Annotated in this window: 11 protein-coding genes; 1 reads left to right on the top strand and 10 read right to left on the bottom strand. The window is 71.8% G+C overall.

The features are described from left to right. The first annotated feature begins 343 nt into the window (after nt 1-343). Nucleotides 344-1,498 carry a CaiB/BaiF CoA transferase family protein gene (locus ACKI2N_RS24590; RefSeq protein ID WP_420997391.1) on the top strand — a complete coding sequence of 385 codons (1,155 nt, stop codon included), beginning with the start codon at nt 344-346 and terminating at the stop codon, nt 1,496-1,498. Nucleotides 1,499-1,606: 108 nt separating this feature from the next. Here ACKI2N_RS24590 and hpxZ read toward each other — a convergent pair whose 3' ends face one another. The 10 genes from hpxZ to ACKI2N_RS24540 form a co-directional block, all read right to left on the bottom strand. Continuing rightward, nucleotides 1,607-2,017: an oxalurate catabolism protein HpxZ gene (hpxZ, locus tag ACKI2N_RS24585; protein ID WP_420997438.1), complete on the bottom strand. Its 411-nt coding sequence runs from the start codon at nt 2,015-2,017 to the stop codon at nt 1,607-1,609. A gap of 16 nt (nt 2,018-2,033) precedes the next feature. Continuing rightward, entirely contained in the window at nt 2,034-2,756 is a 723-nt protein-coding gene (locus ACKI2N_RS24580) for a cysteine hydrolase family protein (RefSeq protein WP_420997389.1), read from the bottom strand. Continuing rightward, nucleotides 2,753-4,366, bottom strand: coding sequence for an ABC transporter ATP-binding protein (locus tag ACKI2N_RS24575; protein ID WP_420997388.1), 1,614 nt, complete (start codon nt 4,364-4,366; stop codon nt 2,753-2,755). Before ACKI2N_RS24575 ends, ACKI2N_RS24580 begins: the two co-directional genes overlap by 4 nt. A 2-nt stretch (nt 4,367-4,368) precedes the next feature. Beyond that, nucleotides 4,369-5,061, bottom strand: coding sequence for a biuret amidohydrolase (gene biuH, locus ACKI2N_RS24570; RefSeq protein WP_420997387.1), 693 nt, complete (start codon nt 5,059-5,061; stop codon nt 4,369-4,371). 46 nt (nt 5,062-5,107) lie between these two features. Further along, nucleotides 5,108-6,034 carry an ABC transporter permease gene (locus ACKI2N_RS24565; RefSeq protein ID WP_420997386.1) on the bottom strand — a complete coding sequence of 309 codons (927 nt, stop codon included), beginning with the start codon at nt 6,032-6,034 and terminating at the stop codon, nt 5,108-5,110. Further along, on the bottom strand, nt 6,027-7,148 hold the full coding sequence (locus tag ACKI2N_RS24560; RefSeq protein WP_420997436.1) for an ABC transporter permease: 1,122 nt from the start codon (nt 7,146-7,148) through the stop codon (nt 6,027-6,029). The genes ACKI2N_RS24565 and ACKI2N_RS24560 overlap by 8 nt, the downstream gene beginning before the upstream one ends. A gap of 67 nt (nt 7,149-7,215) precedes the next feature. After that, nucleotides 7,216-8,313: a BMP family ABC transporter substrate-binding protein gene (locus ACKI2N_RS24555; protein ID WP_420997384.1), complete on the bottom strand. Its 1,098-nt coding sequence runs from the start codon at nt 8,311-8,313 to the stop codon at nt 7,216-7,218. A gap of 85 nt (nt 8,314-8,398) precedes the next feature. Further along, nucleotides 8,399-10,243, bottom strand: a complete 1,845-nt coding sequence (gene atzF / locus ACKI2N_RS24550; protein ID WP_420997383.1) for an allophanate hydrolase — start codon at nt 10,241-10,243, stop codon at nt 8,399-8,401. A 261-nt stretch (nt 10,244-10,504) separates the two neighbouring features. Then, nucleotides 10,505-11,515: a cytochrome-c peroxidase gene (locus ACKI2N_RS24545; protein WP_420997382.1), complete on the bottom strand. Its 1,011-nt coding sequence runs from the start codon at nt 11,513-11,515 to the stop codon at nt 10,505-10,507. A gap of 166 nt (nt 11,516-11,681) precedes the next feature. Then, a complete protein-coding gene (locus ACKI2N_RS24540; RefSeq protein ID WP_420997381.1) occupies nt 11,682-12,674 on the bottom strand; it encodes a Bug family tripartite tricarboxylate transporter substrate binding protein in 993 nt (330 codons plus the stop codon). Between the last annotated feature and the right edge of the window lie 20 nt (nt 12,675-12,694).

Raw genomic sequence — 12,694 nt, 5'->3', positions numbered from 1 at the left:
AGCGGCAAATCGCCAAACGTGCTGGGCGCCGCCCCGGCCGCTCTGTGCCGGAAACGGGCGCCAGCGGCATGGCCGCCCGCATCGACCCTCGATACATAGGCCTTGATAAAGCGAGGCCGGATGGCCGACACTGATCCAGCAGCGAACCGATGACCGGCCGGAGCCAGGCATCTCCCGCGTGCCGGAAAAGCGTGTGCATGGAAATCGACATGCGCGGAAAACCAGCGGCGCAATGCGGGGCCGGCGGTCGCCAGACACCCTGCACAGCGCGGCGCCATGGCGCGCCGGCCTGCCCAAGACCCATGCGCCCGTGGCCGGCGCAGCCACCGCCTGAGAGCGCAACATGCCATCTGATTCCGATTCCCTGCCGCTGGCCGGTGTCCGCGTGGTCGAGTTTACGCAGCTGGTGATGGGCCCCACCTGCGGCATGATCCTGGCCGACCTGGGCGCCGAGGTCATCAAGGTGGAACCTCCCGGCGGCGACAAGACCCGCACCCTGCCGGGCTCGGGCATCGGCCTGTTCCGCGCCTTCAATCGCAACAAGAAAAGCGTGGTGATCGACATCACCACGCCGCAAGGACAGGCCACCGCCACCGAGCTGGCGGGCCAGTGCGACGTCTTGCTGGAGAATTTCCGGCCGGGGCTGATGGCCAGGCACGGCCTGGACTACGGCACCCTGTCGGCGCAGTATCCGCGCCTGATCTACGTGTCGCACAAGGGATTCCTGCCCGGCCCGTACGAGCACCGCCTGGCGCTCGACGAGGTGGTGCAGATGATGGGCGGCCTGTCCTACATGACCGGCCCGAAAGGCCGTCCGCTGCGCGCCGGCACCTCGGTCAACGACATCATGGGCGGCATGTTCGGCGCGATCGGCGTGATGGCCGCGCTGCGCGAGCGGGACCGCACCGGCCGCGGCCAGGAGGTGCAGAGCGCGCTGTTCGAGAACTGCGTATTCCTTTCGTCGCAGCACATGCAGCAGTTCGCCATGACCGGCGAGCCGCCCTCGCCCATGCCGTCGCGCGCCGCGGCATGGAGCGTGTACGACGTGTTCTCCCTGGCCGACGGCGAGCAGCTGTTCATCGGCGCGGTCAGCGACAAGCAATTCGTCACGCTGTGCCATGTGCTGCAGCGCCCGGACCTGGCCGCCGAGCCGGCGTTCGCCGACAACGCCAGCCGCGTGGCCGTGCGGCCGGCATTGCTGCAACGGCTTGGCGACATCCTCAAGGATCACCGTCTCGGCGAGTTGATGCCCAAGCTCGAGGCCAATGGCATCCCCTACGCGCCAATCGTGCGCCCGGAGCAATTGATGGAAGACCCGCATCTGCGGGCAAGCGGCGGCCTGGCGCCGATGCGGACCGAGGACGGCGGCACGACCGACGTGGTCCTGCTGCCCTTGACGATGGATGGCCGGCGGCCGGGCGTGCGCATGCCGCTGCCCGGCATTGGCGAGCACGACGAGGAAATCCTCTCCGGCCTGCCGTCGCGCAGGACGGACTGAAAAGTTGTGCCAGGATTTCCTCCGCGATCAAAGATAGCGCAGCGCCCGCGGGCCTCGGCGCCGCCTGCGCGGCTTGCCGAAGAAAGGCGCCTCGGCTGCCGGTACAGGTCAGGCGCCGCCGCCCGGGTCCGGAATCAGGCTGACGTGCGCGGCCACGATCTTCCAGCCGCCGGTCGCGTCGGCCGGCGCGCCGATCCTGGCCCAGGTCTGCATCTGCCGCCCCAGCAGCGGCGTGGCCGCGCTGGTGAATTCGGTGCTGACGGTGGCATGGCCGGTGCCGAACGTGGTGACCACGGTATGCCGCAGGCGCCGGCTGCGCGGCACCGGTTCGCACGTCTGGCGCCAGGCGCGGATCTGCGCGCCGCCGTGCTGGACTTCGGCAATGCCGTAGCGCACCGTTTCCGGGGCGTCCCAGAACAGCGCGTTCATGGCGCCGATGTCGTTGTCCACCAGCGCGCGCTCATACTCGGCGAAGGCCGCCGCTACCTGCGCCACCACCTCGGGCCGGTTCACTTCCATCTTCACGCCTCTTTCTTCAGTTGGCATCCCGCATGGCCGCGCGCAGCGCCGCCAGCGGCGCGGTCCAGCCGACGATGCCGCCCTGCGAGCGGATCATCTCCAGCGTGGCCTGCTTGAACGCGGGGAAATAGCTGGCGGTGGCGTCCTCGACCAGCAGGCATTCGTAGCCGCGGTCGTTGGCTTCGCGCATCGAAGTCTGCACGCAGACTTCGGTGGTCACGCCGGCAAACACCAGCTGGCGGATGCCGCGCGCGCGCAGCGCGTCGTCGAGCGCGGTGGCGTAGAACGCGCCCTTGCCCGGCTTGTCGACGACCAGTTCTCCCGGCGCCGGCGCCACCGCATCGACGATGGCGTTGCCCGGCTCGCCGCGCACCAGGATGCGGCCCATCGGGCCGGGGTCGCCCACGCGCAGCGACGGCGCGCCGCGCAGGCGCTTGGCCGGCGGGCAGTCCGACAGGTCCGGCGCGTGCGACTCGCGCGTATGCACCACGAACCAGCCGGCCCCGCGCGCCAGCGCCAGCAAGGCGGCCACGTCCGGCACGATCCCGGCCAGCAGCGCGACGTCGTTGCCGAGCGAGCTGCCGAAGCCGCCCGGCTCGATGAAGTCGCGCTGCATGTCGATCACCACCAGCGCCGCGTGCGCGGAGTCGAGCGCGAACGGCGCCGGACTGGCGTCGACGGCGATCCCGCCGGCCGTCGTGCCGCCGCTCTCGTCCGTCCCTGGATTCTCCGCCGTCATCGGCTCATCTCCGTCAGGACCGCCGGCCGCGGCGCCGGGGCCGCCGGCGCGTGCCCCGCCATGTAGCGGCCGAGCTCGGCGCGCCCGGCGCCAGCGGCGGCGGTCTCGTGGACGATGCGGCCCTCGGCCATCACGGCGATGCGGTCGGCCAGCGCCAGCAGCTCGTCCAGGTCTTCGCTGACCAGCAGCACCGCGGCGCCGGCATCGCGCGCGGCCAGCAGGCGCGCGTGGATGTCGGCGACCGAGGCGAAGTCCAGGCCGAACACCGGGTTGGCGACGATCAGCACGTCGACCGGCTGGCCCAGTTCGCGCGCCAGCACCGCGCGCTGCACGTTGCCGCCGGAGAGCGTGCCGATCTGCCGCTCGGGCAGCGGCGGGCGCACGTTGAACTCGGCGATGCGCCGCAGCGCGCGCTCGCGCATGACGCGCCGGTCCAGGCGCCAGCCGCCGCGGCGCAGCGGCGCGCGGTCGAAGTCGCGCAGGGCCAGGTTCTCCGCCACGCTCATGCCGGCCACGCAGGCATTCCTGAGCGGCTCCTCGGGAATCGCGAACACGCGCCTGGCCGTCATCTCGGCGCGCGTGGCATGGTACGGCTGGCCGCCGACCCGCATCTCGCCGCGCGGCAGCGGCCGCTGGCCCACCAGGGCCTCGACCAGCTCGCGCTGGCCGTTGCCGGAAACGCCGGCCAGGCCGAGGATCTCCCCCGCGCGCACGGCAAGGCTGACGTCGCGCACCGCCATGTGGCCGCGCTCGTCGGCAATGCTCGCGCCGCTGACCTGCAGCCTGACCGGCGCGCCGGCGGCGACCGGCTTGCGCGCGGCGCGCGCGGCTTCGGCTTGCGGCCGCATGGCCGGCGCCGCGGCGCCCATCATCCAGCCCGCCAGCTGCGCGGGACCGGTGGCGGCCACCGCGCTGGTGCCGGCCTGCCGGCCCTTGCGCAGCACCGTCACGTCGTCCGCGTAGGCCATGACCTCGCGGAACTTGTGCGTGATCATCAGCACGGTCAGCTCGCCGGCGGCGGTCAGCGCGCGCATCAGCCCCAGCACCTCGTCGGCCTCCTGCGGCGTCAGCACCGAGGTCGGCTCGTCGAGGATCAGGAAGCGCTGGCGCAGGTAGAGCTGCTTGAGGATCTCCAGCTTCTGCTTCTCGCCGGCCGCCAGCGCGGATACCGGGCGGTCGAGCGGCAGGCGGAACGGCATGCGCTGCATGAACTCGGCGAAGGCCGCCCGCTCGCGCGCCCAGCTGATGCGCCAGGGCAGGCTGCCGCGCGCGAGCAGCAGGTTCTCTTCCACCGACAGCCCCTCGGCCAGCGTGAAATGCTGGTACACCATGCCGATGCCGAGCGCCTGCGCGTCGCGCGGCGAGGCGATGCGGACCTCGCGCCCGTGCGCCAGTATCTGGCCGGCATCGAGCACGCCGTAGCCCGCCAGCCCCTTGACCAGCGTGCTCTTGCCGGCGCCGTTCTCGCCGAGCAGCGCGTGGATGGTGCCCGGCGCGACCTTGACCGAGGCGTCGTCGAGCGCGCGGAACGCGCCGAAGGACTTGCAGGCGCCGATCACTTCGAGGCCGAGCGCGCGCTGCCCGCCCGATGAGGAGGAAAGGGCCGCCATGGTCAGCCGCCCAGCGTGGCCAGCAACGCGCGCGAGTCGGAGACGGTGCCGAACACGCCGCCCTGCATGGTGACCATGTGCAGCGCCGCGTCGTGGTTGCCGCGGTCGGTGGCGCCGCAGCAGTCGGCCAGCACGGTGCATTCGAAGCCGCGGTCGTTGGCTTCGCGCATGGTGGTGTGCACGCATACGTCGGTGGTGATGCCGGTCAGCACCAGGTTGGCGATGCCGCGCGTGCGCAGGATCAGCTCCAGGTCGGTGGCGCAGAACGAGCCCTTGCCGGGCTTGTCGATGACGATCTCGCCGGGCAGCGGCGCGAGTTCGTCGATGATCTCCCAGCCGCGCTCGCCGCGCACCAGGATCTTGCCGCAGGGGCCGTCGTCGCCGATGCCCACGCCGCCCTCGCCCGCCCGGCGGCTGCGCCAGCGCTTGTTGGCCGGCAGGTCGGACAGGTCCGGGCGGTGGCCCTCGCGCGTGTGGATGATGGTGAAGCCCTGCGCGCGCATGGTGTCCAGCACGCGGCGGATCGGCCCGATCGGCGCGCGCGTGAGCGACAGGTCGTAGCCCATGCGGTCCACGTAGCCGCCGTAGCCGCAGAAGTCGGTCTGCATGTCGATGATCACCAGCGCCGTGTTGTCCGCGCGCAGGTTGCCGTCGTAGGGCCAGGGGTAAGGTCTGGCGTCGATGGTTCGGGTCATGGTGTCGGCTCCGGGTTGGCTGGGATCTCGGTTCGGTTCGGCGCGCTCAGCGCGTGAGGCTCAGTTCGCCGGGCGCGCCCGCCAGGGCGCGGTCGGGGCGGCAGTTGACGGCCATGACGACGAGCGTCAGCACGTAGGGCGCCGCGTTGTACAGGTAATAGCCGCCGGTCACGCCCACCGCCTGCAGCGCCGGGCCCAGCGCGCCGGCCGCGCCGAACAGCAGCGCCGCCCACAGGCAGCGCAGCGGCTGCCAGCGCGCGAAGATCACCAGCGCCACGGCCATCAGCCCCTGCCCGCTGGACAGCCCCTCGTTCCAGCTGCCCGGATAGACCAGCGACAGGTAGGCGCCGCCGATGCCGGCGAACAGCCCGCCGAGCGCGGTGGCGGCGATGCGGATGCGGGTGAGCGGATAGCCCATCGCGCGCGCGGTCTCGGCATGGTCGCCGACCATGCGCAGCATCAGCCCCCAGCGCGTCGCGCGCAGGCCCCACTGCAGCACGAAGGCCAGCGCCACGCCGGCCAGGAACAGCACGTTGATGCGCAGCACGTGCTGCAACTGCGCCGACGCCACCCACTTGCCCAGTTCCAGCCAGGGCAGCATCGGCGCCTGCGGCGCGATGAAGGGCTTGCCGAGGAAAAAGGCCAGCCCGGTGCCCAGCAGCATCAGCGCGATGCCGAAGGCGATGTCCGACACCCGCGGCAGCGAGCACACCAGCCCGTGCAGGCCGCCGAGCAGCAGGCCGGCCAGCGCGGCGGCCAGCACGCCCGTCCACGGCGAGCCGGAAAGGCAGGAGACCGCGTAGCCGCTCATGGCGCCCGACACCAGGATGCCTTCCAGCCCGAGGTTGACGCGGCCGCCCTTCTCCGTCAGGCACTCGCCCAGGCTGACGAACAGGTAGGGCGTGCTCACGCGGATGGCGCCGCTGGCCAGCGACAGCAGCAGGATCATCCATGGCGATTGCAGGTCAGGCATGGTGCGCCTCCACTTCCGGCGAGGCCGGGCGCGCGGCCGCGGCGGCCGCCTGCAGGCGCAGGCGCCACGCGGCCAGGCGCCCGCCCAGCGCTTCCCAGGCCAGCAGGTTGGCGAACAGCAGCCCCTGCAACACCAGCGTGGTGGCATCCGGCAGGTCCAGGCGGCGCTGCAGCAGGCTGCCGCTGCTTTCGATGCCGCCGACCAGCAGCGCGCAGCCGACGATGGCAAGCGGATTCTGGCGCGCCGCGAAGGCCACCAGGATGCCGCTGTAGCCATAGCCGGCCAGCAGCGCCGCGTTGGCGCTGCCCTGCACCGCCGCCACCTCGAACATGCCCGCCAGCCCGGCGGCCGCGCCGCCGAGGATGCAGGCGATCAGGGCCAAACGCCCCACCGGCAGGCCGACCAGGCGCGCCGCGCGCAGGTTGCCGCCGGTCAAGCGCAAGGCAAACCCCAAGGTGCTGTGCCGCACCAGCACCCAGGCCGCGACGCAGGCCAGCACGCCCCACAGCAGGCCCCAGTGCACGTCCAGCCCCGGCAGCGCGCCCACCATCAGCGCGTCCGGCACGGGCGGCGTGGACGGCTTGTTCAGGCTGGCCGGGTCCCGCAGCGGCCCTTCGACCAGATGCTTGAACACCGCCACGGCAATGTACGACAGCAGCAGGCTGCCGATGGTCTCGTTGACGCCGCGCCAGTGGCGCAGCGCGCCGGCCAGGCCGATCCAGGCGCCGCCGGCCAGCATGGCCGCCGCGGCCATGGCCGGCGCCGCCGCCAGCCACGGTGCGCCGGCCGGCAGCCATTGCGGCACCACCGCCGCGGCCAGCCCGCCCAGCGCGAGCGCGCCCTCGCCGCCGATCACCACCAGCCCGGCCTGCGCCGGCAGGGCCACGCACAGCGCGGTCAGCATCAGCGGAGCGGCCCGCATCAGCGTGCTTTGCCAGGCGAAGGCGCTGCCGAACGCGCCCTGGAAGATCAGTTGCAGGGCATCCAGCGCGGGCGCGCCCTGCACCAGGAGGAACAGCGAGAACAGCGCCAGCGTGCCCGCGACCGCCAGCGCGGTGGGCAGCGCGGGCAGGACGCCGAGCATCAGGGCCGCCGGGCCGGCATGAAGGCGCATGGGCGTGCTCATGGAAGTGCTCCTTGAAGACCCGTTGACGAAGCCACGTCGACGCGCAGGTACGCCGTCAGCCCTGGCCGGCCACGCCGGCGACCAGGTAGTTCATGCTCTCGAGCACGTAGTCGGTCTGCGCGAGGCTGGTGCCGGCGGGCACGGCCACGCCGCCCTTGTTGTCCTTCAGCGGGCCCTTGAAGATGACGAAGTCGCCGGCCGTCATCCGGGCCTTGACGGCGTCGGCCTGCTGGCGCGCGGCCGCGGAGACCCGCGCGCCGTACGGCGACGTCTTCACGAAGCCGTCCTTGAGCCCGCCGCGCAGCACGTTGGGCGGCGCCTTGCCGGCCTGGGCGTCGCCCACCAGCGTCTGGTAGGGCGTGGCCCAGTCCCACTCGGCGCCGGTCAGGTAGCCCCTGGGCGCCAGCGCCGCCTGGCTGGCGTGGTAGCCGCAGCTCATCGCGCCGCGCTTCTCGGCGGTCTCGATCACCACCTTGGGGCCGTCCACGTGGCAGGTCAGCACGTCGCAGCCCTGGTCGACCAGGCCGTTGGCGGCCTCGGCCTCCTTGACCGGCATCGACCAGTCGCCGGTGAAGATCACGTGGGTGGTGATGGCCGGATCGACCGACTGCGCGCCCAGCGTGAAGGCGTTGATGTTGCGCAGCACCTGCGGGATCGGCTTGGCCGCCACGAAGCCGAGCTTCTTGCTCTTGCTCATGTGGCCGGCCACCACGCCGTCCAGGTACTGGCACTCGTCGATGTAGCCGAAGTAGCTGGAGATGTTGGCCGGGTTGCCCGGCTTCCACAGCCCGCCGCAATGCGCGAAGCGCACCTTGGGGTATCTGGCCGCGACCTTGAGCACGTGCGGGTCGAAGTAGCCGAACGAGGTGGCGAAGATCAGCGTGGCGCCGTCCTGCTGGATCATCGCCTCCATGGTCTTCTGCGCGGCGATGGTCTCGGGCACGTTCTCTTCCTCCACCACCTTCACGTTGGGCAGCTTGCGGACGATGGCGGTGGCGGCGGCCTGGGCCTGGTTGTAGCCGAAGTCGGAGCGCGCGCCGACGTAGAGCACGCCCACGGTGAGCTTGTCGGCGGCCAGCAGGGTTTCGAGGGGCAGCGCGCTGCCGAGCGCGAAGAGGCTGGCATGCTTGAGGAAGTCGCGGCGATCGGTCATGGCAGTGTGCAGTCGCAGGTCGGGTGGATCGGGGTGGGGAACGGAGATGGAGCGCGGAGGGAACGGGTGGTGCCGTGCCGGCGCGTCAGCCGCCCGGCTGCGGCGCGTGCGCCGTGCCCTGCAGGTAGGCGCGCCAGCCGCCGAAGGCGGTGATGTCGCGCGCGCCGCCGTCCTCGGCCAGCGCGCGCGGCTCGCAGATGAAACCCTTGACCTGGCGGCCGTCGGCAAGCGTCACGGTGCCGATGCCCAGCGGCGCCGGCACCTCGGCCACGAACTTGCCGAACAGGCGCAGCGGCAGCTCCCACAGCTCGAGCCCGATCGCCGCGCCCTGCCCCGGCGCCACGCGCGCCAGCCCCGGCTTGGGCGGCGTGGTGCCCGCCAGCGCGTAGAGCCGGTAGGCGGGCGCGGTATGCGCATCCTCCAGCCAGCGCGCGCCGGCTTCGCGCAGTTGCCAGTTAAGCGGCTGCCCGCGCAGGTGGGCGCCCACCACCGCCAGCGTGACGGTGGGTTCGGCGAAGGGCAGCGGCGTGTCCTCGAGGCCCGGCGCGGCCGTCGCGTCGTCGAACAGCGACTGGATCTGCGCGCCCAGCACGGCCAGCCGGTGGTCCGCGCCGCGCGGGCCGATCAGCGTGATGCCCGCCGGCAGGCCGTCGGCGCGGCGCGCGCACGGCACGGCCAGCGCGCACAGGTCGAGCAGGTTGACGAAGTTGGTGTAGCGGCCCAGCTTGCTGTTCAGCCCGATGGGATCGGCCTGCAGCGCGGCGATGGTGGGATGGGTGGGCGCGGTCGGCACGATCAGCACGTCGATCTCGTCGAACAGCGCGCGCGCCTGCCGCTTGAGGTCGGCGAGCCGGTATTGCGCGTCGAACGCGTCCACCGCGCTATAGCGGTCCGCCTTCTCGATCACCGCGGCGACCACCGGGTCGATGGCGGCGCGGTGCGTGTCGAAGAAGCCGCCGAGCGCGGCGCGCCGCTCGGCCACCCAGGGGCCGTCGTACAGCAGCAGCGAAACCTGGCGCAGCGGCTCGAAGTCCACCGCCGCGGGCGCCAGCGACAAGTGGGTGCGCAGCATGGCGAGCGTCTCGGCGAAGGCTTGCGCCGCCTGCGCGTCGCCCTCGAATTCGAGCGCGTCGGGCACCCCGGCCCGCGGCGCGCCGCGCAGCAGGCCCAGCGCCGGCACGCGGCGCGAATAGCTGTCCAGCGCATCGGGCTGCGCCATCTGCGCGAGCACGCGCCAGGCATCGGCCACGTCGTGCGCGAACACGGAAATGGTGTCCAGCGTGCGGCAGGCCGGCACCACGCCGCGCTTGCTCACCAGGCCCAGCGTGGGCTTGAGCCCCACCAGGCCGTTGAAGCCGGCCGGCACCCGGCCGGAGCCGGCGGTGTCGGTGCCCAGCGAAAACGCCACGCAGCCCGCCGCCACCGCCACCGCCGAACCCGAGCTGGAGCCGCCGGAGATGCGCCCGGGCGCCTCGAAGTGCCGCACGGCCCCGTATGGCGAGCGGGTGCCCACCAGCCCGGTGGCGAACTGGTCCAGGTTGGTCTTGCCGACCAGGATGGCGCCGGCGGCCAGCAGCCGCTCCACCGCGAACGCGGACACCGCCGGCACATAGGCGAATTCCGGGCAGGCGGCGGTGGTCGGCATGCCCGCCACGTCGATGTTGTCCTTGACCGCGAACGGCACGCCGAACAGCGGCATGCGGGCCAGCGCGCCGGCGCCTTCCCCGGCCAGGCACGCTTCGAGCTGCGCGGCGCGCGCCCGCAGGTCGGCCGCGCCGACGCGGTGCGTCCAGATCTCCGGGCGGTCGATCTCGTCGATGCGGCGCAGGACTTCCGCCACGCACGCGGAGGGCGAAAACGTGCCGCGCGCGTATCGGCCGATCAGCGTGCCGATCGGGTGCAAGGGGGTGGCTGGGCTCTGGATTTCCATGCGTTCAATCTTGTATCCAAGTTTGAACGCATTAACGCAAACGTCATGCCAAGGCCGCCCGGCCGGCCTGCGCCGCGGGCCGGAAAGCCTTGCCTGTCAATGCCTGGAGGGTAATCCACCGGTGCCGCGCACCCGGCATGCGGCGCCGCCCGGGAGGACATCCCGGGCTTCGCCATGGTGCGACAGGCCCCACGAAAGGGCATGCCGCAGCGGTTGCCGTGCACGCTGGTGCGGCGCCCGGAGGGAGCGCCGCCGCGCGCCTTACTCGAACGGCTGGGGCCGGCGGGTGCTGTCGCTCGAGGGCGGCAATATCGGCAGCACGAGCTTCGGCTGGTCGCCGGTCAGCGTCTTGAGAAAGGCCACGATATCCGCGTTCTCCGCCTCGGTGAACTTCCGGCCGAGCTGCAGGCGGCCCATCGTGTCGACCGCCTGGCCGAGCGTGTCCGCCGCGCCGTCATGGAAATACGGGTAGGTCAGCGCGACGTTGCGCAGCGTGGGCACCTTGAAGTTGAAGCGGTCGGCGTCGCGCCCGGTCACCGCGTAGCGGCCCTCGGCCGGGTTCGAGGTCTTGTACGGCTCCACGATCCCCATCTTCTGGAACGAGTTGCCGCCCAGATTGGGGCCGTTGTGGCAGGCCACGCAGCCCGCGCTCTTGAACAGCTGGTAGCCGCGCAGCTCTTGCGCGTCGATGGCGTGCTTGTCTGCCTTGAGCCATTTGTCGAAACGGGCATTGGGGGTGACCAGCGTGGCCTCGAACGCCGCGATGGCGGTGGTCACTTCATCGATGGTGAGATTGTCGTTGCCGAAGACCTGGCGGAACTCCGTGACGTACTGCGGAATGGACTTCAGCATGTCCACGGCGAGCTCGTGCGAGAACGCCATCTCGCCGGGATTGGCGATGGGCCCGCCGGCCTGCGCGCGCAGGTCCTTGGCGCGGCCGTCCCAGAACTGCGCCAGGTTCAGGCTGGAGTTCAGCACCGTGGGCGAGTTGATCGGCCCCTTCTGCCATTTGTCGCCGATCGAGGTCTTGAGATTGTCCGAGCCGCCCATGCTCAGGTTGTGGCAGGAGTTGCACGAAATGAATCCCGAGCGCGACAGCCGGGGATCGAACCAGAGCCGCTCGCCCAGCCGCACCCGCGCCGGATCGGTGACCTTGGCCGGAGCGATGGGCTGCACGGGTTCCTGCGGCGCGGCCGGCGCCGCGCCAGACAGCAGGACAAACGCCAGGCCGAGAATATCCCGGACGAGCGGACTCGGGAAAAGCCGTTTCATGGAGGACTCCGTTTTCTTGTTTGACTGGCCGGCATGCGCCGGGCGGCGCTGCGGCAAGACGCTGTGGCAAAGCGCTTCGATTAGGCGCCCGCGGCCAGCGCGGGGCTTTGACGTCAATCAAGAAAAGGGGTGGGGTCCGGGCGGGATTCGCGGCGCCGCCTCCCCCTCACTCCGGCTCGATCCCCGCCGCCTTGATCACCCGCGCCCACTTCAGGGTTTCGCTGCGCACGAACGCGGCCAGCTCTTCCGGCGACGACGGCGCGGGCTCGCCGCCCGAGCGGCCGAAATAACCGGCTGCCTTCGGGTCCGCCAGTCCCTTGCGCACCAGCGCGTTCATGCGCTCGACCACCGCCTTCGGCGTGGCGGCGGGGAAGAAGGCCGCCGACCATGCCACCATCTCGTAGCCGGGCAGGCCGCTTTCGGCCATGGTGGGCACGTCCTTGAGCACGGGATGGCGCTGCGCGGTGGTGACGGCGATGGCGCGCAGCTTGCCGCCCTGGATCAGGGTCATGGCGGGCGACACGTCGGAGATCATGAAGTCGACCTGGTGCCCCATCAGGTCGGTCAGCGCGGCGGGCACGCCTTTGTAGGGCACATGCAGCGCCTGCACGCCGGCCATCATCTTGTACAGCTCGCTGGCGATGCGGGTGGAGGAACTGCCGCTGGCGAAGGTGAGCTTGCCAGGCCTGGCGCGAGCCAGCGCGGTCAGGTCGGCCACGGTATGGACGGGGCTGTCGGGCGGCACCACCAGCACCAGCCCGCTGCGGGCGACCAGCGAGACCGGCGCGAAATCCTTGACGGGGTCGTAGGGCAGCGTCCTGAACAGCGATGCGTTGGCGGCGTGCGTGGTGTTGGTGGTGACCAGCATGGTGTAGCCGTCGGCGGGCGCGGTGGCCACGGCCTGGGCGGCGATGAAGCCGTTGGCGCCGGGCCGGTTGTCCACCAGCACGGCCTTGCCGGTCTGGCCGGCGACGGCTTCGGCCACGTAGCGCGCGCTGCTGTCGGTGCCGCTGCCGGCCGGGAACGGCACCACCACGCGCACGGGCCTGGCGGGGTAGTCGGTGGCGGCGCCGTCGGCTTGCGCGGACGGCGCGCCGGCCAGCATGAGAAACGGCAGCAGCAGGCCGGCGAGCCCGCGCGAAGGGTAAGGCTGGTGCATGTTGTCTCCTTGCGTGCCTT

Source organism: Cupriavidus sp. 30B13 (assembly GCF_049059565.2).
Lineage (GTDB): Bacteria > Pseudomonadota > Gammaproteobacteria > Burkholderiales > Burkholderiaceae > Cupriavidus.
The sequence above is the reverse complement of the archived record's forward strand: the minus strand, read 5'-3'. Positions and strand labels throughout refer to the sequence as shown.